At 29.7% G+C, this 24198-nt stretch carries 21 protein-coding genes; 4 read left to right on the forward strand and 17 right to left on the reverse strand.

Features of this window, described 5'->3' with window-relative positions:
- Positions 1-69 precede the first annotated feature (69 nt).
- From CUEA01_RS17420 to CUEA01_RS17485, 14 genes are all read right to left on the reverse strand, one after another.
- Entirely contained in the window at positions 70-429 is a 360-nt protein-coding gene (locus CUEA01_RS17420; protein ID WP_235699932.1) for a type II toxin-antitoxin system PemK/MazF family toxin, read from the reverse strand.
- On the reverse strand, positions 386-709 hold the full coding sequence (locus CUEA01_RS17425; RefSeq protein ID WP_234123055.1) for a CopG family ribbon-helix-helix protein: 324 nt from the start codon (positions 707-709) through the stop codon (positions 386-388). The genes CUEA01_RS17420 and CUEA01_RS17425 overlap by 44 nt, the downstream gene beginning before the upstream one ends.
- 149 nt (positions 710-858) lie before the next feature.
- Positions 859-2019 carry an alanine racemase gene (alr, locus tag CUEA01_RS17430; protein ID WP_234123057.1) on the reverse strand — a complete coding sequence of 387 codons (1161 nt, stop codon included), beginning with the start codon at positions 2017-2019 and terminating at the stop codon, positions 859-861.
- 397 nt (positions 2020-2416) lie between these two features.
- Positions 2417-3052, reverse strand: coding sequence for a germination lipoprotein GerS-related protein (locus CUEA01_RS17435; protein ID WP_234123058.1), 636 nt, complete (start codon positions 3050-3052; stop codon positions 2417-2419).
- A gap of 493 nt (positions 3053-3545) precedes the next feature.
- Positions 3546-4502, reverse strand: a complete 957-nt coding sequence (locus CUEA01_RS17440; RefSeq protein WP_234117968.1) for an IS3 family transposase — start codon at positions 4500-4502, stop codon at positions 3546-3548.
- On the reverse strand, positions 4499-4792 hold the full coding sequence (locus CUEA01_RS17445) for a transposase (protein WP_234120546.1): 294 nt from the start codon (positions 4790-4792) through the stop codon (positions 4499-4501). The genes CUEA01_RS17440 and CUEA01_RS17445 overlap by 4 nt, the downstream gene beginning before the upstream one ends.
- A 119-nt stretch (positions 4793-4911) precedes the next feature.
- Positions 4912-5547 carry a germination lipoprotein GerS-related protein gene (locus CUEA01_RS17450; RefSeq protein WP_234123058.1) on the reverse strand — a complete coding sequence of 212 codons (636 nt, stop codon included), beginning with the start codon at positions 5545-5547 and terminating at the stop codon, positions 4912-4914.
- Between the two features lie 468 nt (positions 5548-6015).
- Positions 6016-7512 (reverse strand): NAD(P)H-hydrate dehydratase, encoded by a 1497-nt coding sequence (locus CUEA01_RS17455; protein WP_234123059.1) that lies wholly within the window; start codon positions 7510-7512, stop codon positions 6016-6018.
- The gene (acpS, locus tag CUEA01_RS17460) at positions 7513-7887 is read right to left on the reverse strand and encodes a holo-ACP synthase (RefSeq protein ID WP_234123060.1); all 375 of its coding nucleotides are present in this window, start codon (positions 7885-7887) and stop codon (positions 7513-7515) included. It lies immediately after the preceding gene.
- Positions 7888-8206: 319 nt separating this feature from the next.
- Positions 8207-8560: a DUF6514 family protein gene (locus tag CUEA01_RS17465; RefSeq protein ID WP_234123061.1), complete on the reverse strand. Its 354-nt coding sequence runs from the start codon at positions 8558-8560 to the stop codon at positions 8207-8209.
- A 213-nt stretch (positions 8561-8773) separates the two neighbouring features.
- Positions 8774-9361, reverse strand: coding sequence for a hypothetical protein (locus CUEA01_RS17470; protein WP_234123062.1), 588 nt, complete (start codon positions 9359-9361; stop codon positions 8774-8776).
- A gap of 876 nt (positions 9362-10237) precedes the next feature.
- Positions 10238-11518, reverse strand: a complete 1281-nt coding sequence (locus CUEA01_RS17475) for a hypothetical protein (RefSeq protein WP_234123064.1) — start codon at positions 11516-11518, stop codon at positions 10238-10240.
- Entirely contained in the window at positions 11518-12639 is a 1122-nt protein-coding gene (locus CUEA01_RS17480; protein ID WP_234123067.1) for a DUF58 domain-containing protein, read from the reverse strand. The genes CUEA01_RS17475 and CUEA01_RS17480 overlap by 1 nt, the downstream gene beginning before the upstream one ends.
- 11 nt (positions 12640-12650) lie before the next feature.
- Entirely contained in the window at positions 12651-13601 is a 951-nt protein-coding gene (locus CUEA01_RS17485) for an AAA family ATPase (protein WP_234123069.1), read from the reverse strand.
- Positions 13602-13883: 282 nt separating this feature from the next.
- Here CUEA01_RS17485 and CUEA01_RS17490 point away from each other — a divergent pair, with 282 nt between their 5' ends.
- Both CUEA01_RS17490 and hydG read left to right on the forward strand, forming a co-directional pair.
- Complete coding sequence (locus CUEA01_RS17490) at positions 13884-14132, forward strand: TM1266 family iron-only hydrogenase system putative regulator (protein ID WP_234123071.1); 249 nt, start codon at positions 13884-13886, stop codon at positions 14130-14132.
- A gap of 17 nt (positions 14133-14149) precedes the next feature.
- Entirely contained in the window at positions 14150-15562 is a 1413-nt protein-coding gene (gene hydG / locus CUEA01_RS17495) for a [FeFe] hydrogenase H-cluster radical SAM maturase HydG (RefSeq protein WP_234123381.1), read from the forward strand.
- A 175-nt stretch (positions 15563-15737) separates the two neighbouring features.
- On the opposite strand, the gene CUEA01_RS17500 is transcribed toward hydG, so the two are convergent.
- A complete protein-coding gene (locus tag CUEA01_RS17500) occupies positions 15738-17276 on the reverse strand; it encodes a hypothetical protein (RefSeq protein ID WP_234123073.1) in 1539 nt (512 codons plus the stop codon).
- Positions 17277-17813: 537 nt separating this feature from the next.
- On the opposite strand from CUEA01_RS17500, the gene CUEA01_RS17505 reads away from it, so the two are divergent.
- The gene (locus tag CUEA01_RS17505; protein ID WP_234123074.1) at positions 17814-19115 is read left to right on the forward strand and encodes a helix-turn-helix domain-containing protein; all 1302 of its coding nucleotides are present in this window, start codon (positions 17814-17816) and stop codon (positions 19113-19115) included.
- Between the two features lie 488 nt (positions 19116-19603).
- Here CUEA01_RS17505 and CUEA01_RS17510 read toward each other — a convergent pair whose 3' ends face one another.
- Together CUEA01_RS17510 and CUEA01_RS17515 are read right to left on the reverse strand one after the other, a co-directional pair.
- Positions 19604-21388, reverse strand: a complete 1785-nt coding sequence (locus CUEA01_RS17510) for an ABC transporter ATP-binding protein (protein ID WP_234123075.1) — start codon at positions 21386-21388, stop codon at positions 19604-19606.
- A 2-nt stretch (positions 21389-21390) separates the two neighbouring features.
- Entirely contained in the window at positions 21391-23139 is a 1749-nt protein-coding gene (locus tag CUEA01_RS17515) for an ABC transporter ATP-binding protein (RefSeq protein ID WP_234123076.1), read from the reverse strand.
- A gap of 122 nt (positions 23140-23261) precedes the next feature.
- Between CUEA01_RS17515 and CUEA01_RS17520 the strand changes: the two genes are divergently transcribed.
- Positions 23262-24104 carry an AraC family transcriptional regulator gene (locus tag CUEA01_RS17520; RefSeq protein ID WP_234123077.1) on the forward strand — a complete coding sequence of 281 codons (843 nt, stop codon included), beginning with the start codon at positions 23262-23264 and terminating at the stop codon, positions 24102-24104.
- Positions 24105-24198 lie beyond the last annotated feature (94 nt).

The raw sequence follows: 24198 nt of genomic DNA on the forward strand, positions 1-24198 counted from the left end.
TATAATTAATTACCCAAATAAAAGCACTACCCTTTATAAAGAATAGTGCTCAAAGTACATATTTTTATACTACATATTTTTCATTCCTATACTAATCAATAGTGCTTCATCTACTTTATCCATATCGCTATCTGTCATATGCCCAATTTTTTCTTTTAGGCGTTTTTTATCCAAAGTTCTTATCTGCTCTAGTAAAACAACAGAATCCTTATTAAGTCCATATTCTTCAGATGATATTTCAACATGTGTTGGAAGCTTTGCTTTATTTATTTGTGAAGTTATAGCTGCAACTATTACCGTAGGACTATATTTGTTACCTACATCATTTTGAACAACTATTACGGGACGTATTCCACCTTGCTCTGATCCAACTACTGGGCTCAAATCAGCATAGAATATATCTCCTCTTTTTACTATTATCATCGTCATCAGGAAAATCACTCTCCGATAGCAGAACTTCATATTGACCTAACTCGTCTAGACATGAGGATATACCCATTTCAGACATTTCAATATTAATCTTACTCATTTCCATATATCCTCGTTTCATGACTTCATATTGATCAAGCTTTTTTTTCTCCTCTATATATAATACTATTGCTTCCCTAATAAATTCACTTCTTTTTTTGCAGTCACACTTAAGTGCCTTATCAAACTCACTACAAAGTTTTTCTGAGATGTTTATCACTAATCTCTTTGAATTTGACATACAGTAATTAATACCTCCTACAAACTATCACGAATATATGTATATGTTGATTATAATTCAATAAGTGTCAATATGTCAAAGGATTTGTTAAATCTTTTGTTTTTACAGTCAATTTATACAATAAACAACTTTAATCAGCAATTAAGACGCTATATATAATTCCTTATTTTTTCAACTTTCCCATTTTTCATATATACTCTAGGTACCCTTTTACTAATCATGCAAACAACTTCATAATTTATGGTATTAAGCATATCAGCAATATCATCTGCTGTAATTTTTATTCCTTCGCTTTCTCCCATAAGTGTAACCTCATCGCCAACTTTTACATCTGGAATATTTGTAATATCAATCATGCATTGATCCATGCATATCCTTCCAACTATAGGTGCAAATTTCCCATTTACTATAACTTTTCCTACATTTGAAAGCATTCTAGTATATCCATCTGCATAACCCACAGGAAGAGTGGCTATTATACTTTTACGGCTGCACTGAAATTTCCTACCATAACTTATATATTGACCATTTGTCATTTCTTTTATATGCACAACATTAGTTTTAAGAGTCATAACTGGTTTTAAAGCAAGCTTACTCTTGTCAACTTCTTTAGATGGATAATATCCATATAGTATAACTCCCGGTCTAACTGCTTCAAAATGAGTTTCCGGCAATTCCATTATTGCTGCACTATTAGCAATATGTCTTGTATTTATTTTTACACCTTTTTTAACAAGTTCGTTATAAAACCAATTAAATTTTTCCAACTGAAGTTTTGTATACTCTTTATTTTCCTCATCAGCTGTAGAAAAGTGAGAAAATAGTCCTTCTAATTCTATATTTGGCAATGTACTTATTTTATATACATCCTCGACACTTTTTTTGTCTGGCATGAACCCAATTCTCCCCATGCCCGTATCGAGTGCTATATGAATTTTTAAATTTGTATGTTTATTTTTAGCCATTTGAGATAATTCCCTTGCGTACTCAAACGAAAACACAGTTTGTTCAATTCCATATTTTATTATATCATCAGCAATACTCAGTGGTGTGTAACCTAATATCATTATAGGACACTTTATTCCTGATTTTATAAGTTCTACAGCTTCACTTAAAACTGCAACTGCAAGCCTATTTGCACCATTTTGAAGTAGAACAGGTGCCACATCAACTGCTCCATGTCCATATGCATCAGCTTTTACTATACCTATTATATCCTTGCTCTTTGAGCATTTTCTAATTTGCTGCATATTATATGCAACATTATCCAAATCTATTTCTGCCCATACTGGTCTTATATGTCTAAACATTTAATTCACCATCCTATAGATAAACCATTTCAAAACAATGATACATTAAATAGGCACATAAGACAAGAACCACAGTTATATGGATACTTCGTTATATTGGCTCTATTATTAACCAAGAGTACAAAGTACAAAGTACAGAGTACAGTGATGGTTAATTTTCTGCTGAAGCAGAAAATTTTAAAACTTAATGGGCTACGCCCAAACCTAATTGCTTCATTAAGGATGGTTTACCTTTTGCTTCGCTTAGGTAAGCCTTATAACTTAACAGTGTCAGCTGCGCTGACCACTATGTTTTACGCCATGCGCCAGCATTAAGTTTAAGATTTTTCAAAGCGATAGCGGAGAAAAATCCTCCTTCTTTGTACTCTGTACTTTGTACTTTGTACTCTGAATCAAACTATTTAGCTATAGCAAAAGCCCCCTTATCCACGCTTATATTAGGCTTGAACTCTTTATACATGATTTGTATTCTTTCTTTGTCCTTATCATCATATATGCTAACCTTATAAGGAACATTATTCTTAGTGTCTACATACATTTCTGCATATTTTATGTTTCTATTTTGATTAGGTATTGTAATTTTTATTATTGCATACTCCACTCCATTAGTCTTTATAAGTGAATATTTTGTATTTTCATTAGTATACAGCATGCCAATATATTCTCCTATAAAGCTCAATTTAAATACCTCATCAAAGCTATCTGGCGTGACATAAGTTGCTTTATTTTCTTTGTCCTTAACGTATATTTTATTTTCCTTAAAAATCATGGTTCTACCTTTATTTAATTCCATTCTATATCCCGAGCCCAATGCATAAACTTGGCTGCATTTATAATTAACATCTTGTTTATCATTTTTAATTGTAATATCAGTATTACAGCTATAGCTTTTTAAATTTTTTAAATACGTAACTACATTTTTATCTTTATATTTGATTATATTAAAAATATGGTATACAAATAATATTGAAACTATTACAAGTACAGCGCATATTCCTAAACTTATCTTTACAAAGCTTATCTTTTTATTCACCTAGTCCCTCTCATAAATTAAAATTTCTATTACTAAATACTATGAGGAAACTAGAGAAATTATTATTACTTTTGGGAAAAGTTTGTGAAAAGTTGAATTTGGAGAATTCATTATAAATAATTTCAGAGTACAGATGACAGAGTACAGAGTACAGTTAATGATGATTTTCCTCCGCTTTGCTACAGAAAATCTAAAACTTATTTTTTGATTGCTTACGCAATCGCACCATGTATGTTGCTCAGCGAAGCTGACAACATTTAAGTTTAAGATTTACCTGACGCAAGTTTATTAATATACAAAGTTTTATTGTACTACTATTGAAAGTACTTATACTAAGTTAAAGAACCTACATGGGCTTTACGCCCAAACCCCTAGTATGTGTATCCTTCACTCGGATTGGCCCCCCAGAATGGGAATAATTTATTCAAATACTCGCTAATTCTTAGAATTTCATTTTTTTGATATGGTACTGATTTTCAGTACCATATCAATATTATAATCTTACAACTAAATTCTCTTTAAAATTAGAATTTTTTAGATTGTAAAAACCATCAGGTGTTTTATAACCTATTGCTGAATGTATGCGTTTAGTATTATACCCATTAACATAGTTCATAATGGTTTCCTCAGCCTCTTTAAAGTTTTTAAATAGTTTTCCTGCAAGACACTCATCTTGAAGATATCTATGATATGATTCTATGTGAGCGTTGTAATTAGGACTTTTAGCTGGTATTCGCTCATGTGTTATTTTTTCACTAATGCACAGTTTTTCAAAATCATGTGCAATAAATTGAGATCCGTTGTCAGTGCGGATTATTAAGCTTTCTGATTTTCCTTTGATTTTGCGCGAATATAAGGCTTTTAACACTGCTTCTTTAGCACTTTCTGAGTTAGGTGATAAAGATAATACACATGAAATAATACTTCTGTCAAAGATGTCTATTATAGATGCCAAGTAGGCTACTTGTCGTGTCTCGGCTATATAAATGTACTTCGTATCCATTTCCCACAAAGTATTTGAAGTTTTAATTTCATGGTTTTTACATATACGCTTATAATGTTGTATATGCTTTCTTTGTGCCCTTAAAACACCCATTAGAGCCATCAGTCTATACACTTTCTTTTTGTTTATTTTTAGATTATATGTTTCCCTTAATACTGCTGTGACTTTCTTATATCCATAAAACTTTCCATATTGATCATTCAGAATGTCCTTAATGTATTTTTGAATATGAATGTCATAGACTTTTTTACAAAGTTCGTTATTGATATAACTAAATCCAGGTATGACTCCGTCATTCCTTTTAATTGGTTTGAATGGTTGGTCTATCAGGCTTCGCCAACGATAATATGTTGATGATTTTAATCCAATAATATTAAGCAACATTAAAGTTGGAGCTCCTGTAGAAATCCAGTCATTTGCAAAGATAAATGGATCAAAAAGATTCAAATCTTTTTTTTTAACATATCTTTTAATACAGCAATTTCTAGTTCTAGTTCCCTTTTTTCTTTCGTAAGCAATGCACATTGCTTTTTGTAATCAGGTATTGGACCATCAAGTTTTTTAGGCTTTTTTTGCATTAATGTTTGCCCATACTTGCGATAGCAAGACTTCCACCTAGAAAGTAGTCCAGGATTAATATTATATTTAGCTGCCACCAACGAATTGCTACCATATTGGAGAGCCTCTTCTACCATGTTCACTCTTTCTTCTTCTGTATATTTTCTTGTAAAATTCATAAAGACCTCCTCTTAAAGCTCTAAATTAATTCTAAATTATCTGAGTGAATTATTCCAGCTTTATGAGGGGGCCTATGAGCTTTGTACTCTGTACTTTGTACTTTGTACTCTGAATCAAACTATTTAGCTATAGCAAAAGCCCCCTTATCCACGCTTATATTAGGCTTGAACTCTTTATACATGATTTGTATTCTTTCTTTGTCCTTATCATCATATATGCTAACCTTATAAGGAACATTATTCTTAGTGTCTACATACATTTCTGCATATTTTATGTTTCTATTTTGATTAGGTATTGTAATTTTTATTATTGCATACTCCACTCCATTAGTCTTTATAAGTGAATATTTTGTATTTTCATTAGTATACAGCATGCCAATATATTCTCCTATAAAGCTCAATTTAAATACCTCATCAAAGCTATCTGGCGTGACATAAGTTGCTTTATTTTCTTTGTCCTTAACGTATATTTTATTTTCCTTAAAAATCATGGTTCTACCTTTATTTAATTCCATTCTATATCCCGAGCCCAATGCATAAACTTGGCTGCATTTATAATTAACATCTTGTTTATCATTTTTAATTGTAATATCAGTATTACAGCTATAGCTTTTTAAATTTTTTAAATACGTAACTACATTTTTATCTTTATATTTGATTATATTAAAAATATGGTATACAAATAATATTGAAACTATTACAAGTACAGCGCATATTCCTAAACTTATCTTTACAAAGCTTATCTTTTTATTCACCTAGTCCCTCTCATAAATTAAAATTTCTATTACTAAATACTATGAGGAAACTAGAGAAATTATTATTACTTTTGGGAAAAGTTTGTGAAAAGTTGAATTTGGAGAATTCATTATAAATAATTTCAGAGTACAGATGACAGAGTACAGAGTACAGTTAATGATGATTTTCCTCCGCTTTGCTACAGAAAATCTAAAACTTATTTTTTGATTGCTTACGCAATCGCACCATGTATGTTGCTCAGCGAAGCTGACAACATTTAAGTTTAAGATTTACCTGACGCAAGTTTATTAATATACAAAGTTTTATTGTACTACTATTGAAAGTACTTATACTAAGTTAAAGAACCTACATGGGCTTTACGCCCAAACCCCTAGTATGTGTATCCTTCACTGTACTCTGTACTCTGTACTTTGTACTCTATATATTTTTTTACTTACCAAACTCTTTACTTAAGCTTCCCCTCTGAATCAGCCTTCCAGCCTTTTCATAGTATACGGAATTTCCTCAATCACATCTGATGCAGTTACACTAAATTTATCTTTTGCCAAAATATCACCGCAGTATCCATGCAAATATGCTCCTATATATGCTGCCTTAAAAGGTTGGTACCCCTGCCCTATAAGAGAAGTTATTATTCCTGTTAAGCAATCTCCCATTCCACCTGAAGCCATAGCACTACTTCCAGTAGAATTTATAACTGTAGTTTTACCATCTGTTATAATCGTGTTAAATCCCTTCAAAAGAACAGTTACATTATATTTTAAAGCAAATTCTTCTGCGATAACCCTTCTGTCTTTTTTTATACTTTCAATATTTATTCCTGTTATTCTAGACATTTCTCCAAGATGAGGTGTTAAAATTATTTCACTATTTTTATTTTCTAATATACTAAGATTACCACTAAGTACATTTATACCATCTGCATCAATTACGATTGGGCACTTTGCATTACTTATGACTTTTTTCAATATATCTAGTGTATATTTACTATTTCCCATTCCTGAACCTATTGCAATTGCATCACTATTTTTAATCATTTGATTTACTTTCTCTTCTTCATCAAAAGCTACAGTCATCGCTTCAATTAATTTTTCACATAGAATATTTTGAATTTCCTTATAAGTACATAATGTAACAAGTCCTGCACCTGTTTTAACTGCAGCTTCAGTTGCAATATAACTAGCCCCGGAATACCCTTTTGATCCTGCAAAAATTAGCGTTCTACCAAAATCACCTTTATGGCTGTATTTATTTCTTTTAATAATACTTTCTTTAACCATATTTTCATCTAATAAAAAGCTATTATTGCAAAATCTATCTATAACATATTCTGGAATTCCTATATTTTCAATTACTATTTCCCCAGTATACTTATCATTCCCATATTGTAAAAATCCATTTTTATATGCCTCAAATGAAACTGTTTTATCAGCCTTTATGCAATTTCCCATTATGGAACCACTGTCACTATTCATTCCTGAGGGCACATCAATTGACAGAATATATTTAGCTTTTTCATTAATACTAGAAATTACAGAATTAAAAATCCCCTCAACATTTCTATTTAAACCCGTTCCAAAAATCGAATCTATAACCATTTCTGATTTTTCAATAGAGCTTTCAAGACAGCTTAATCCCGCTGAATCATATATGTTTGCTATATCTATATTCATATTTTTTAATATATTATAGTTTACAGCGCAGTCCTGGCTCATTTTTTGCTCATTGCCAACTAAAAATATTTCCAATTTTGCTCCCATCTTACAAAGATGCCTTGCAACACCAAAACCATCACCACCATTGTTTCCTGTGCCACAAACAATAGTTATTCTTTTATACTTATCTTCTACATTTTTAGCTACTTTAATTGCTGCATTCTCCATAAGTACTATTCCCGGAATTTTTAATTCCTCAATACAAAATTTATCTATGGCTCTCATGCAACTAGCTAAAGCAATTCTCATTTAAAACACCTCCAAAACTGCATATGCAATAGCACTTTGCCTATCATGTGAAATACTTACATGCATTTTATAATTGCCATTCTTTTCCGCAATCATTTTAGCTTTTCCTTTTAAAATAACTATTGGTTTTCCAAGAGATGTCCTATCTATTTCAATATCTTTCATACTAAACTCTCTAAAGCCAGTACCTAAAGCTTTTGCAACTGCTTCTTTAGCAGCAAACCTTCCTGCTATACATTCCGCTCTTAACTTTCTACTTTCAAAATAATCTATTTCATTTTTATTAAATAACTTTTGAATAAATAAACTATTAAAATTAACCGCCTTTTCTATTCTCGATATTTCAATTATATCTACTCCAACACCTATAATCATAATCCACCCCATAGTGCAGAGTACAGAGTACAGAGTACAAAGTACAGTGATGGTTAGTTTTCTGCTAACGCAGAAAACTTTAAAACTTAATGGGCTTACGCCCAAACCTCTAAATTATTTTTAGCGAAGCTAAAAAGTTACTAAGTTCAAAGATTTACCTGACGCAAGGAAAGGTAAATCATCCTTCACTGTACTCCGTACTCTGTACTCTGTACTCTAGTTTTTCTTCTATTATACTCTCCAAAATTAATATTATAAATAAAATAAATTTAATTGGCTATGTTTTAATGCAATAAAAAAAGGAGTTACCCTCCTCTTTTTAACAATTTGAAATATCACTATATGCATTATCATAATCAGCTGTGTATTCGTCAACATATTCACCAATTATTTCAATAAAATTTATTGGCGAAACTACGTTATCATATAAAATCCTCATAAGATTATGTACTTTGTATCTATCAGAGCTAATATTTTTTATACCATCACGCTCAACGTTTATAAGTTTTCCCCCCATAAAATCTTTTCTTTCAACCTCTATACCATAAGATTGAATACTTATAACCCCGCTAGTATGATTCAATATAATTTTCCCTCTAGTTAACATATACTCGTATTCACATGTTTTGTCATCAATTTCAATTTTTTTTACCATTGATTCAACTATCTCCATATAAACAACCTCCCCAACCTTATACAGTGATATTAACATAAGTTTCAGAAAAATTCTGTCAATTGATGATATATGCTTAAAATTTTTTTTATTTAATTTTTGACATTGATTTTAAATAATATTCTTTTATTAACATTTTGTGAATAAATTTTATTGTGTATATGTTAAATTAATATTTAATTGTAAATTTATTCTTGATTAAAATGTCGATTATCACATTGTTGTGTCGCAACTTTTTTTACAACAATTTATTAATATGCTATTTTTAATTTTTAAGTTCTTGCATATATCTTCCATTATTAAAAGTACTGGCACTATAACTGAATTTTTTCTTATATTATCATCAACTAAATAATAGTACTCTCTGTACTTATCATATATATCTTTGTTATATATAATTTTCTTATAAACTTGCTCTAATACATCATAAAATATATTTATAGATGTTAATACAAAATCAGTTTTAACTTCATCCTTCTCAATATCTATTTCATTTATAATTTTTTCAATTTTATCTACTTTATAATGCTCACATATATTTACATTATATAAATCACATATATATTTTCCAATTATATTTGAATCTACTACACTTGCCTCTCCATCACTACCAAAAATAATACTGCATTCTATATCTGGTTTTCCTTTCTTTATATCTCGTACAATTTGATGTAGTCTATAATTAAAATCTTTTGTAAATATGGAATCTATAATATAATATTCAAGTTCTCTTGACACTACAGTTTCAATAAAATGTAAAAAACTCGCACTATCTTTTCCATTATAATCTATTTTTTCCATTTTGTAAATCTCCTCCCCTAATATTTAAGAGTACAAATAATGGAGGACTTATTCAGAGTACAGATGACAGAGTACAGTGTACAGTGAAGGATGATTTTTCTACGCGAGCGTAGAAAAATCTAAAAACTTATTTTTTGATTGCTTACGCAATAGCTGCATTAATGTTGTTAACGATATACCATTGTAATGCTTAAAATTTATTTGTACTAAAATGCCATCTTCTAGGCATTATGGTGCACATGAATTTTAATAATTGAGCTGGTATATCTATAAGCGAAGCTGACAACATTTAAGTTTAAGATTTACTTGACGTAAGTTTATTAATATGCAAAGTTTTATTGCACTACTATTGAGAATACTTTTACTAAGTTAAAGAACCTACATGTGCTTACGCCCAAAACCCCTAGCAGGTGTATCCTTAACTGTACTCTGTAATCTGTACTCCGTACTCTAGTTTAGTTGGTTCATAATATTAAAAAATACACCTTAAATAATTTTTAGTGTACTGGTTCCATCCTTTATCGTACTCTAACTTGAATTTCATATTATATATTTTTTCCACTCATTTTAATTTATATACACTTATTTAAAACATAGCGAAATATAAAATTGTTATGTATCTAAAAAATATGATATGAAACACTATAGGAGGAGAATCCAAAGTACAGAGTACAAAGTACAATGAAGGACGATTTTTCTCCGTTAGCACTACGAAAAATCTGAAAACTTATTTTTTTATTGCTGCTCAATGCACCATTAATGGTGCTCAGTGCAGCTGACACCATTAAGTTTAAGATTTACCTGAGAAAAGCGGAAGAAAATCATCCTTAACTGTACTCTGTCATCTGTACTTTGTACTCTGATTTAATAGTTCTATTATTTATTTTCCTTGAGGTCTAAAAGTTTTTTTCTAACCTTATCAAAACTTTCGCTCATAGCCTCAAATTTATCTTTTTCCATCAGTCTATTTGAAAATTTAGCTTCATTATAAATATTCGACAGCTTATCAAGTTCATCGCTTTCATCAATATGAGCCTTTGTTACATTCGTAAGCTGTGTAGCTGTCATATAGCTTTTAAAAATTTCTTTTTTATACGTTAAAAATTGAAACTTTCCAAATAAAAATTTTATTTCTTCATTAACATTTCCCTTTTTTCTAAAAGCCTCAGTTAATTTACTAAAAAAGCTCTTCGTATTTTTATTATCATTTTTTATTTTTTCTCGTTCTTCAACAACATCATTTTTAAGCTCTTTTATATTCTTTTTCTTACCTCTTGTGAATCTATAAATAACATATATAATTGTACATAGTATAATTATTCCAATAACAATAGCCATAGTTGTAGCAACACCATTAGAACTCTTAGTATTATGTAATTCTTTCTGATATTGACTAGCTTTTATCTTAAGCTTTCCATTTGGATTTGACTTATAAAAATTCTGCCACCCTTTTGCTAACTTATACATAAGTGGATTTAATACGCTATCCAAGATCACTGCAAGTTTATATCCCAATGGTTTTAATGGAGAAAATACAAAACCTAAAAACTTTAACACTAAACCTATTATTTTAAATATTGCTTCCAAAACAAAATCAAATGAAAAAAATATCATGCCAGCAGAAATTAAAACATTATTTTTGAGAGGTGTTCTTTTTTTTACTTTACTGGAATAAGACCTAGACTCTCGAAGCAATAACACTGATGAAATAAGGAAAATAACATAAAATCTAAAAGTACTTTGAAGCTGATGTGCATCCAATCTATGCATAAATATAACAACAAACATCATTACTATTATTGAATTTTTAATATATCCCCTTAAAGCACTATATTTAATAGAATCTTCCGCAAATTTTACAAATACAAATACCTCAAAAATATAATATGCGGCATTCATAACTACATAAGTCATATCATTAATGGAAAAATACAAAAGCACTAAAGCAACTAATATTGAAATTGCAATCCCTACATTTTTCATCTTCTTTTTAGTCAAAAAATACTCAATTATAAAGATTCCAATAAGTGTTATAAGATAGAATTTATAATCAATAGGATTTCCAAACAAGGCAATACTTACAATACTCCATACAATATATAAAATCATAAGTAAATTTATTGTATATATAGTTTTTACCTCTCTATACCAACTCACTATAATGCCTCCTTATAAACGATTTTCTCTACTCCACGTATTGAAGGACAATTGCCGTTTCTAGACATATCAATAAGTTTTATCGAATAACCGCACTTTACAAGTTTCGAAAGTACATATTGAATTTCTTTATCCATATAAGGAGTAATCACTATATATGTGTTATTTTTTGAAAAACTTTTTGATATTTGACTCAAATAATCTGAAAATTTAGTTCTTACATCATATCCAATTCTAGCACTAAGCTCCAACACTCTTTGCAGTGAATTTATAGAAGGTTTAACCTCTGACTTATGAGATTTACTGATTCCAGCCAACATAGCATTAGTACACAAACCTGCTGGAACCTTCTGTCCCTGTATCTCTGCTATAATAGAAACTGATAACTCTATTTCTTTTTCTATTATATCTTTATCTATACTCTGCCAATAATATTCGGCACACTGCACATTTAATATTACAGTAAACTCCATATCTGAAGTATGGTCAAATTCCTTAACCATAAGTTTTCCAAGCTTAGAACTTGCCTTCCAATGTATATCCTTCATTCTGCTTTCTGGTCCGTATTCTCTTACACCCTTTATAAATAAAGGATCTTCATAAATCCATCTTTTTACTATAACATTGCCTTGAAGTCCTATACTCTCAAATTTAAATTTATTCAAGTTTACTACATTAGGATAAACTATGAGTTCATTATAATCCTCAAACTGTTTATTATTATACGCAAATCCAAAGGTATCACCTATACTAACTTCTATGTTACTTATAATATATACCCCTCTTTTATTTGCCCTTGCATTATAAGTTCTCTTTACTCTTTCATGACCACCTATGGTATAATGATTGACATATACAGTATTCTTACCATTATCTATACTGGAATAGTAACTACTATAACTTATATTTTTAGGCATATATTCGTTCAATATTAAAAAAGAGATTGGAAGCCACTTATTATTTTCAACAATTGTGGTTATTTTAAATTCATCACCACAATTAATTCTTTTTGTTTCAAGTTCTCTTCTTATTGTTAGATTATTAAATCCTTTTGCTCTAGTCATATCTCCCAAGTACAACATAACTATGCCTATGACTATAAATATAAAAAATTCTGACATAAGCTCACCTCTTAAACTTGTTCAAGTGGCGGATTTATGCTATTAGCTATTTTCGTAACAACATTCTGTCCCATATTTTCTAAAACTCCCGAATCATTTTTAAGTATTAATCTATGACTTAAAATTGGAATTGCCATCTCTTTAACATCTTCTGGAATGACATAATCTCTTCCATTTATTGCAGCATAGGCTTGACTACCTTTCATTAATGCAATTGTAGCTCTAGGACTACATCCAACTTCAACATCTTCATCTCTACGTGTAGCAGTTATCATATCAACTATGTATTTTTTAACTTCATCACTTATATGAACATTTACAAATTCACTTTGTACATATTTTATTTCCTCCATAGTTACAACAGCCTCTAAAGTTTCTAATGGATCTTTTGTCATAAATCTATCCATCATACTTATTTCCTCATCAAACTCAGGATATCCCATAGATATTTTTATAAAAAATCTATCAAGTTGTGCTTCTGGAAGTGAGAAAGTTCCAAATTGTTCAACCGGATTTTGAGTTGCTATAACAAAAAATGGAGTCTCAAGTTTTATTGTATTTCCTTCAACGGTTATCTGAGCTTCTTCCATACATTCAAGAAGTGCAGATTGAGTCCTTGGAGTTGCTCTATTTATTTCATCGGCAAGTATAAATTGGTTTAATAAAGGACCTTTTCTAAATTCAAACTCAGATTTTTTTTGATTATAATAATATATTCCTGTTAAATCTGATGGTAATATATCTGGCGTAAACTGTATTCTATTAAAACTACAATTTAATGATTTTGCCATTGCCCTTGCAAGTTTAGTTTTCCCAAGTCCAGGAACATCCTCAAGCAAAACATGCCCAGAACAAATAAATGCTACTATTATTTTATCTATTTTATCTTGTTTTCCAACAATTACTTTACTAATATTACCTGCCACTTTTTTTCTAAATTCCTGAAACTTTATTAAATCCATATTTTTGCCCCCCGAATATAATTAATTTAGTATTTTTTTATTATACCCCTGTCATAAAGCATACGCAATGTAATATTTTTATGAACACACCCCTATTGCTTTATAACATATTTTGTGAGAGAATATATTTGTCTGTAGTGCGAGTTTTTTCTTTCAATATGGACATAAAATTGTTAGCTGAAATTCTAATTGCACAGTGCTTACCGTGTAAAAGGAAGGATTATATCTATGTATTTAAACCTTCCTGTATGGAGGGTATTTTTATTATTGAGGTGATTTACTTTGGATAAACGAATTGCTGTTGTAGGCATAATAATAGAAAATATAGAAATGGCAAGTGAAGTCAATCAAATACTCCATACATACAGTTCCATAATAGTTGGCAGGATGGGAATCCCCTATAGGGAAAAAGGCATTTCCGTTATATCAATTATAGTGGACGGTACTTCAGATGAATTAAGCGCCATGACTGGAAAGCTAGGTAAAATATCCGGTGTAAGCGTAAAATCAGCTATGTCTAAAAAATGTTAGGAGGCTAATACAGTATGATTAGTTCTGAAAAAGCAGATTTTATTAATGACACACAAATCAAAGAATATCTTGAATATGGAAAAGAAAAAGCAAAAGATTCAAGTTACATCGATGAAATTATAAACAAAGCAGCTGAATGTAAAGGACTTACTCCAAAAGAAGTATCAACTCTTCTTCATGTAGAAGATGATGAAACACTTGATAAAATATATAAGACAGCAATAAAAATAAAACAAGCTATATACGGTAACAGAATAGTAATGTTTGCACCACTTTATATAAGCAGTTATTGCGTTAACGGCTGCAGGTACTGCGGTTACAACTGCGAAAATAAGGGCAACAGGAAAAAATTAACTAAGGATGAATTAATAAGAGAAGTTGAATTAATTGAATCTCTTGGTCATAAAAGAATTGTTCTTGAAGCAGGTGAAGATCCAGTAAATTGTCCTATAGATTATGTTACTGAGTGCATGAATACAATTTACGAAGTTCATAAAGATAAAGGTTCTATGAGAAGAATAAATGTAAACATTGCAGCTACAACAATTGAAAACTATAAAAAGTTAAAAGCTGCTAAAATAGGTACTTATACTTTATTCTCCGAAACTTATCACAGAGAAACTTACAGCCACATGCATCCAACAGGTCCAAAGCATAATTATGATTATCATATGACTGCCCTTGAAAGAGCTATGGAAGCTGGAATAGATGATGTTGGAATTGGTGTTTTATATGGTCTATATGAGTACAAGTATGAAACTGTTGCAATGTTCATGCATGTTAAACATCTTGAAGAAAAATTCAACGGTGTTGGCCCTCACACAATTTCAATGCCAAGAATAAGACCTGCTCGTGGAGTTGACTTTAAGGATTTACCTTACATTGTTAACGATCATGACTTTAAGAAGCTTGTTGCAATATTAAGACTTGCAGTTCCTTACACAGGAATGATTTTATCAACAAGAGAAGAACCTAAATTTAGAGAAGAAGTAATCGCCGTTGGAATATCACAAGTAAGTGCTGGTTCCGCAACAGATGTTGGCGGCTATGAAAAGGAGTTTGGAGACAAATCTCAAATAGATCCTCCACAATTTGTAGTAAATGATGATAGAACTCCTATTGAAATATTAAAATCTCTGTGCTCACAAGGATATATTCCAAGTTACTGCACAGCTTGCTATAGACAAGGAAGAACAGGCGAAAGATTTATGGCACTTGCCAAATCTGGTGAAATTCACAACTGCTGTCTTCCAAATGCAATACTTACCTTCAAAGAATTCTTACTCGACTATGCTGATGACGAATTAAAAGAAATAGGTAAGAAAACAATTGAAAAGAATCTTCAAGATATAACTTCTGAAGATACAAGAAAAGAAACCATTGCTAGACTATCTAGAATTGAAAATGGTGAAAGAGATCTTTATTTTTAAACTTAATATAAAAAATCCAGGAAAGTGGCTGCCGAAAGGCAGCCACTTTTCTGGATTTAGAGTACAGATTCGCTAAAGGGGTTTGGGCATAGCCCATTAAGTTTTAAAATTTTTCCGCAAACGGCGGAAAAATTATCCTTCACTGTACTCTGTACTCTGTACTTTGTACTCTGCTTTAAAGTTTCTCATATTCCTCTCTACTATAAAACTGTCTTCCCTTCAAGTACTGTGGAATATTCTTTTCCTCATCATTTATACTTATTTTTGCATACTTATTTCTTATTTCAAGAGAATAAATATTATTGTCATAAGAAAGCTTGCCAATACATCTCAATCTCAATTTAAGGTTATCATTGAGTTTAGGAATATTAAACAAAGTAAGAAATCTCTTGCATCTGCCCTTAAAAGCTCTCTCTGGATCTAGGTTGTCCAATTTTTCATTATCAAAGATGAAATCTATATTAAATACTTCATTTTCAACATATATATCGGTTTTGCAAAATTCACTTACATATTGCCTGCTTTGGTTTGCTCGTGATATTCTTGAAAATTCTTCAAGTTCATCTATGAAGGTTAATATTGATGATACATCTTCTATACCTGTTATATTATATGAAGAACTTGTGTGGTCTGATATTGCCTTTAAAATATCTTGCTTAGAACAAATTCCGCAATAATCTAAATCATGTGCTTTTATATCAGAATTATTTCCGTATGAAAACTTTGAATTAGTAAAAGTTTTTACAACTCTCATAAGTAAAAAAGCACTCATTATACCATGCTCATATTCCTCAAAATCACTGCAATACCTAATATAATTTGCTCTATTGAATTTAAGCATAATATTACTTTTTAATACATCTTCTAATTTGTTTATTTCAGTTTCCTGTAAAATTTCTTCCCATCTCTCTTGTAATCCAAATATATAACCATTCTCTATAACAAATATTTTATCAAATAGCATATTTAATTCATCTCTATTATTATCATCTTTAGCCGAAATATTATATTGAAGATCATTACTTAAGAAATCAATAAAACTATCAATATTGCTTTTTTGTATATTATTAAACTGAAAACTAAACTCATTATAATCTTGTACTGAAAAATACGGCAAAATTTTTCCTATTGATTTATTGATTTTATTAATTTTTTTAAGTGGATATCCAAGATCATGAGTAATCGCAGCCACACATTTTATTGAGTCTTCAAATTCTGTAGTCTTACTTAATTCATCTAACACATACTTAAGATCTTCATTACTCTTACCAAGTTTATCTACAAAACATTTCATTCCCTTTAACAACTGGACTTCATTTAATGCATTTTTAAATAAAAATTTGTATTCCTCAGCCTTAGTTATATACTCCCCAAGGAAATATACCCACAAGCAATGCACCGTGTGATCCCTATAAAAAGAATCTGAAGCAAATATAAGTTCCTCAAACTCTACATATTCATCAAAATACTTAAATAATTCATCATAGCCTCTTTTATCAGGATCAATATAACTCATTGCTGCTTCAAATAAAATCTTCCACAACTTCTTTGAAACTTCAATTTTTTCATTCATATTTTCTGCATCACGTAAGTTCTCTATGTATTTTCTTATATCCTTTTTAAAGGCAGTTTTATTCCTTAAAAAACTTATGGAATCTCTATCCATCTCTGTAAGATAAAATTCAAGAACACTATTTTCATTAACAATTGCCATTAAGATAGCCCCCTAGCACATTTATATAATTTTTGCAATATTTTATATAATTATACGCCAATTTGCTATAAATTCCAAAGCATTTTTTTAATTCACAATTCACAGTTCACAATGCACAATGAAGGATGATTTTTCTACGCCAGCGTAGAAAAATCTTAAAACTTATTTTTTTTATTACTTACGCAATCGCGCCATATATGGTTCTCAGCGAAGCTGATAATATTTAAATTTAAGATTTTCTGCAGCAAAGCGGAGGAAAATCCTCCTTCATTGTGAATTGTGCATTGTGAACTGTGAATTGAAAAACATTGCTGCCAGGATAAACCTGGAATTTAAAATTTTTAATTTCTAAGTTGTCTATCTATAATGCAGATAATAAGCTATGTTTTAAATAAGTGTGAAAATCAACACTTATTTAAGACATAGCCAAATAATAAAAAATCGTAATTAATGTCATTTACATAATTATTCATATTTGCTATAATGGTAATTATTATAGTAAATATAAACTTTATGTAAGCGAGGAGATTAGCAAAAATGGAGGGTACAATACTATCGGACGGCGAAAAACTAAAAGCTATTAGACAGAAATATGGTTTAAGGCAAGATGAAATTTCGGGTGAAGATATAACAAGAAATCTAATAAGTGAAATTGAAACTAACAAAGCTAATATCACTAAAAAAACAGCAGAAATTATTATAAAAAACCTAAAAGAAATTGCTAAAAAGAAAAAACTTAAAATTACTGAAACTGTTGAATATTTAATGGAAAATCAAATTGTTCAGGCTACAAAGATACTTGATAATTACATAGAAGAATTAAAAACTTTAGTAATATCTAAAGATGGCAGTTTCATAGAAATACTAAAAAAAGCAGAAAATTTTTTAATCGATTGGGATATTAAAGATAAAAAACTAAGCGTATATGAGATTGCAGGAGATTATTATTGCAATAATAACGAAATGTATAAAAGTGTTGTATATTATGAAAAAGCACTAGCTTTAATTAGTAAGGTATTTTTAGATAAAAAATTACTACCACTTTCAAGAAAATTATCAATAGTCTATAATTGTGTAGGAGATTATAAGAAAAGTATTGAATGCTGTGAATTTGCTTTAAATTACTTTGATGACATGCCTCAAAATGATAAAGTTATTTTTAGATATAACAATGCTTTAAACTATAAGCGTATTAATAATTACGAAAAATCACTGCAAAATATTAAAATGGCAGAAGAATTAGTTAGTAATTCTGATACTTCAAAGTATATTAAAATCCTAAATAACAAAGCAAGTTGTTTATATGAAATAAATAAAAAACACGAAGCTCTTAAAGTATTTTATGAAATTTCAAGGTTAATAGATAAAAATAGTTTAGAAGATTATTTAATAAATTTAACAAACATTGTCCATGTATGTCTAGAAGTTAACTTGATGGATGAGGCCATTGAAAAACTTAATGTTGTAGTTAACCAATTAGTAAATTTGAATAAAAATGGTTCGTGTATATCAAATATTTATTTTGAACTAGGAAAAATATATAAAGAACTCGAGAAGCTACAATTATCAGAAGATTTTTACTTAAAAGCTTTAGAGTTTTCTGAAAATCAAAAAAATTACATTTTAGCTAATGAGATATTATATAATTTAGTTGAACTATATAAAACCCTAAACAGTATTGAAAAAATGAATAATATAAAAAATAAATTCTTTTCAATATCACACAGACAAGGGAAAATAGACAATGAAATTATGTATAGGTTAATTAATTTTTACTCAGATAATACTGCAATTATTAAGGAATTATCTGAATTTGCGTTACAGATTAATCATAAGTAAAGGAGATAAATAATATGTCAAAAAAAATTTATAAGAAATTAGTATTATTGTTCATGTGCATAGCATTATTACTTTCAGGATTGACTTTAAGTCATATTGGCGCTAAAAATTTAAGTTTAATAGATTATCCGCCTATGACTGATTTTGTAAAATTACACATTCCATTCTAACTTTAAAATAAAAAAGCAATTTGGTGTACAAATCCAAGTTGCTTTTTTATATTCTCAACTACATTTCTACCATTCTTTGTATAAATATGCTATCTGAAAAATGTAAATCGCAAGCACCAAATTTATCCTTACAAATTAGGATTTAACTCAGAATACAATGAAGTATTATTTTTCTCTACCAAAGTACAAAATATTAAAATTAATAGTAATGAAATTTTACCAAATATGATTTCCAGCAAGCTGATATTATTTAAGTTTTAAGATTTTCCGCAGCGTTAGCGTAGGAAAATCCACCTTCACTGTCCTTTGTACTCTGCCTTATACTGCTTTTAATATTTTATATTGTGAAGTGTACAATTCATAATAAGCTCCTCTTTTCTCCATAAGTTCCTTATGACTTCCTTGTTCAATAATTGTTCCGTTATCCACAAACATTATCCTATCTGCATTCTTAATTGTGGATAACCTGTGCGCAATTACAAATGAAGTTCTTCCTTTTAAAAGTTTATCTAAACCTTCTTGGAGTGCCATCTCAGTTTTTGTATCTATACTTGAAGTTGCTTCATCAAGAATTAATATTCTTGGATCTGCAAGAAGCGCTCTAGCAAATGATATTAATTGTCTTTGGCCAACAGATAATCTGCTTCCCCTTTCGTTTACCTCCGTATAGTACCCCTTCTTCATATTTTTAATAAACTCATGTGCTCTTACAGTTTCAGCTGCTTCAATAACCTCTTCATCCGTTGCATCAAGCTTTCCATATCGAATATTATCCATTATTGTTCCTGAAAATATGAAGGTATCTTGAAGCATTACCCCCATTTGTTTTCTTAAGGATTCAATTGTTACTGCTTGTATGTCAATGCCATCAATCAAAAGCTTACCACTACTTACATCATAAAACCTGCTTAAAAGATTTATAATAGTGGTTTTCCCAGCCCCTGTAGGTCCAACAATGGCTATAGTCTCGCCGCTATTCACTTTAAAGGATATAGATTTTAATATTGTGGCACTTTCATCATATTTAAAACTTACATTTTTAAATTCCACCTCACCCTTTATAAGAGGCATTTCATATGCATTAGGTAAATCTTTAACTGTAACCTCTTCATCTATGGTCTCAAAAATTCTTTCCACATAAGCCATAGTCATTATTAAGCTGTTATAAAAATTACCTATATTTGAAATTGGTCCCCAAAACCTAGATATATATCCAACAAAGGCCACAAGCACTCCTATAGTTATTCCCGCAGCACCTATGGAATAAATTCCAACTAAATATATTAAAGCTATTGTAAGTGTAGATATATTCTCAATACATGGTCCTAACAATAATTGGACAGCTACTGCCTTTAACCATGAATTTCTATATTCATCACTAACTCTTCTAAGTATACCTAAGTTTTCCTCTTCCCTTACAAAAGCTTGTGTTACTTTGATTCCTGTTATACTTTCATGGATATAACTATTTAAGTTTGACTGCTTATTGCTGTAAGCTCTAAATGCTTTTCTTTGTGCATTTTTAATTAAAAAGGTAACTCCTATAAGCACCGGAAAACCTGCAAAGCAAAGAAGCGTAAGTTTAATATTTATTGCAAACATAAACACTATTATTACAATTACACTAAACATATCTGTAATCAAATTTATAAGTCCATTAGAAAGCAAATCACTAAGCGAATTTACGTAATTGACTACCCTAACTAATATTTTGCCATGAGGCCTATTATCATAATAGGAAAAAGGTAATTCTTGAAGCTTGTTAAATATATCTGATCTTATATTTTTAATTACTTTTTGACCTATATCTGCCATAGTCCTTATTTTAAACTTCATGCATAGACCGGTTACTATTATTGTAATAACAAAAACTACAGATATCATTATAAGCCCATTAATGTTCTTTTTAGGTATCATATCATCAATGGCAATTTCAATTAAATATGGTCCTAAAAGCGTCGCTGCACTTGATAAAAGCATTAATATTATAGTTATGACCATTTCCTTTTTATATGGCAGGACATACTTTAAAATTCTCTTTAATTCATGTGAATTTATCTTTTCGTTAAAATCCTCATCTTCATCAAATTTATTTCTTGCCAAAATTAACTCACCTCTTTCTTAAGCTGCTTTTCAAAATCACCATATTGGTTTTCATACACATTTGCGTAATATCCCTTTTTCTTTAAAAGTTCATCGTGAGTTCCACTTTCTATTATTCTTCCATCATCCATTACAAGTATTAAGTCTGCATTTTTAACTGATGAAATTCTATGTGCAATTATGAAAGTAGTTTTATCACTTAAATACTCCTTTAAATTACCTTGAATCATTATTTCCGTTTCAACATCTAGGCTGGAGGTTGTATCATCTAAAATTAAAATAGATGGCTCCTTGATTATTGCTCTCGCAAGTGCTATTCTTTGCTTTTGTCCTCCTGAAAGTCCAACTCCTCTTTCTCCAACTATAGTTTCATAGCCATCTTCAAGGCTTGATATAAAACTATCCGCATCAGAAACCTCAGCTGCCCACTTAACTTGCTCACTTGATGCATTTGGTGTACCATAAGCTATATTTCCTTCAATTGTATCTGAGAATAAAAATATGTCCTGCATTGCGGCAGATATACTATCACGAAGTTTTTGAAGATCATAGCTTTTAATATCCTTACCATCTATGAGTATTTCTCCCTTTTCAATATCATAAAATCTTTGAATAAGGTTTATAAGCGTAGATTTTCCACAACCTGTAGGTCCTAAAATTGCAACAGTTTCTCCTGCTTTAACTTTAAAATTTATATCCTCAAGTACAGTTTCATTTCCGTATTTAAAAGATACCTTTTTAAATTCAATGTCACCATATATTCTATCTTTAAATAAATTTTTGCCTATATTTTTTATTTTAGGATCAGCATTAATTAACATTCTTATTTTCCTCGAAGATGCTATAGAACGTTCAATATCATTTATAAGCCATCCAACCATATTCATAGGATTATTAAGTGCCCATACAAGTCCATTAAATACTACTAAATCACCTAAACTCATTGTATTATTTATTACAAGAATTCCACCTACTAAAATCATAATTACTGAAAACATATTCGAAAAAGAGGTCAATATGGGAAGATATTTTTCCCAAACCTTCGCAGAATCCATATTTCTATCCATAAAGCCTTGATTTTCCTTTTCAAATTTTAAAAGCTCATAATCTTCCTTTGCAAAAGCCTTTACAACCCTGTTTCCACTTATATTCTCTTGAACTACAGTGTTAAGCCTTGAAAACTGCTCCCTTATTGCGTAGAAAGTAGGTCCAACCTCTTGTGTCATGTTATATGCAAAGTAGCCTATAAATGGTGTAACAACCAACATAATAAGTGCAAATTTTGCATTGATATAAAACATCATAACTACTGCCATAAGAAAAATAGCTAAATTTTCGCAAGTATTATAAATTACCCATGCTATAAAATGCCTTATTGCATCAAGATCACCTGTCATTCTTGCCATAAGGTCACCTGTCCTTGTTTCATCAAAGAAATTAAAATCAAGTTTTTGAAGCTTTACATACATTTTTTCACGTATTTCAAAAATTATATTTTGTGACACATATTCTGAAATCATTTGAAAACCATATCTCACAGTTACTCTAACTAAAGTAACTCCTATCATAAAAATTAAAATTGGAATAAGTAGATTAGTTTGTTTCTTTAAAATAACGACATCCACCAGCTTACCTGATAAATATGGATTTACCATTCCCAAAGCTGAAGAAATTAAAACCATAATAATGACTAACGACATTCTAAACTTATACTGTTTGATATAGCTAAAAATCCATTTTAAACTGTCCATAAAAGTTTCCTCCTCCTATCTTGTAACAATACAATTATGTGTTAAAATAGTATAAATAAGAATGTACATTTTTATTTATTTAATGTACTTTTTTATACATGCAAATTAATCGAGGTGATTATATGTGTGACCTAGGTATAAATGTAAATAATTTTAATCCACAAATATTATACGTTTTTAACTCAAGGCCAAAAGAAAATTATATTATAGATCATCACTGCCATGATTTTTTAGAGTTTAGCTTTGTTTTATCCGGAGAAACTTCATATATAGTTAATGATATCCTTTACACAGTTACTAAAGGGCAACTAATGGCATTTAATCCAGGAGTATATCATTCCGAAATTGTAAATAAGTACGAAAATTTCAACGAACTTCACATTGGAATTAAGAATATAAATATACGAAATTTTCCCCAAAACTACATTACTAAGGAAAACTTTTTAGGCGTGTTCAACTTTAAAAAATATGAAAAAGAATTCTACAATTGCTGTACTGAACTTGTTAAAGAGCATGCTAAGCATGAACCTGGCTATGAGCTAGTTTTAAAATGTTTATCTATGAAACTTTTAATATTATTCTTAAGGGAAACTTACTCAGAAGAAAGCAGAAAAGAAATTAAGCAATGCAACTTTGAATTATCTGAGAAATCTAACATAGTAAAAGAAATAATTTCATACATGAATAATAATTATATGCAAAATATATCTTTATATAAGTTATCTAAAAATATGTATTTGAGCCCTGTTTATATCTCCAAAATATTTAAAGAGCAAACTGGCGTGTCTCCTATAAATTATCTTATAAAAATACGCCTTGAAAAAGCTGTCCACTTATTAATTGGTACAAATTTATCAGTTAAAACCATTGCCAAAAGTGTAGGTTATAACGATGCCTACTACTTTAGCAAACTATTTAAAAAATATTATAATTGTTCTCCATCGCGATTTAAGGCAAATACTTAAAATATACAATTTAAGTATAGTATTGATTTTTTAAGCCATTAGCATTAAAATAATAATATATATTAATTAATAATAACTATTGGGAGTGGTTAAA

Origin of the sequence: Clostridium hydrogenum (assembly GCF_021432385.1) — a bacterium.
GTDB lineage: Bacteria > Bacillota > Clostridia > Clostridiales > Clostridiaceae > Clostridium_S > Clostridium_S hydrogenum.

Excerpts from the sequence above, each read along its gene's own strand:
- CUEA01_RS17420 (WP_235699932.1), bottom strand. The coding sequence starts at position 429 with ATGACGATGATAATAGTAAAAAGAGGAGATATATTCTATGCTGATTTG.
- CUEA01_RS17470 (WP_234123062.1), bottom strand. The coding sequence starts at position 9,361 with ATGGAAAAAATAGATTATAATGGAAAAGATAGTGCGAGTTTTTTACAT.
- acpS (WP_234123060.1), bottom strand. The coding sequence starts at position 7,887 with ATGATTATAGGTGTTGGAGTAGATATAATTGAAATATCGAGAATAGAA.
- CUEA01_RS17520 (WP_234123077.1), top strand. The coding sequence starts at position 23,262 with ATGTGTGACCTAGGTATAAATGTAAATAATTTTAATCCACAAATATTA.
- CUEA01_RS17500 (WP_234123073.1), bottom strand. The coding sequence starts at position 17,276 with ATGGCAATTGTTAATGAAAATAGTGTTCTTGAATTTTATCTTACAGAG.
- alr (WP_234123057.1), bottom strand. The coding sequence starts at position 2,019 with ATGTTTAGACATATAAGACCAGTATGGGCAGAAATAGATTTGGATAAT.
- CUEA01_RS17505 (WP_234123074.1), top strand. The coding sequence starts at position 17,814 with ATGGAGGGTACAATACTATCGGACGGCGAAAAACTAAAAGCTATTAGA.
- CUEA01_RS17485 (WP_234123069.1), bottom strand. The coding sequence starts at position 13,601 with ATGGATTTAATAAAGTTTCAGGAATTTAGAAAAAAAGTGGCAGGTAAT.
- CUEA01_RS17455 (WP_234123059.1), bottom strand. The coding sequence starts at position 7,512 with ATGAGAATTGCTTTAGCTAGTTGCATGAGAGCCATAGATAAATTTTGT.
- CUEA01_RS17445 (WP_234120546.1), bottom strand. The coding sequence starts at position 4,792 with ATGAATTTTACAAGAAAATATACAGAAGAAGAAAGAGTGAACATGGTA.
- CUEA01_RS17465 (WP_234123061.1), bottom strand. The coding sequence starts at position 8,560 with ATGGAGATAGTTGAATCAATGGTAAAAAAAATTGAAATTGATGACAAA.
- CUEA01_RS17515 (WP_234123076.1), bottom strand. The coding sequence starts at position 23,139 with ATGGACAGTTTAAAATGGATTTTTAGCTATATCAAACAGTATAAGTTT.
- CUEA01_RS17480 (WP_234123067.1), bottom strand. The coding sequence starts at position 12,639 with ATGTCAGAATTTTTTATATTTATAGTCATAGGCATAGTTATGTTGTAC.
- CUEA01_RS17425 (WP_234123055.1), bottom strand. The coding sequence starts at position 709 with ATGTCAAATTCAAAGAGATTAGTGATAAACATCTCAGAAAAACTTTGT.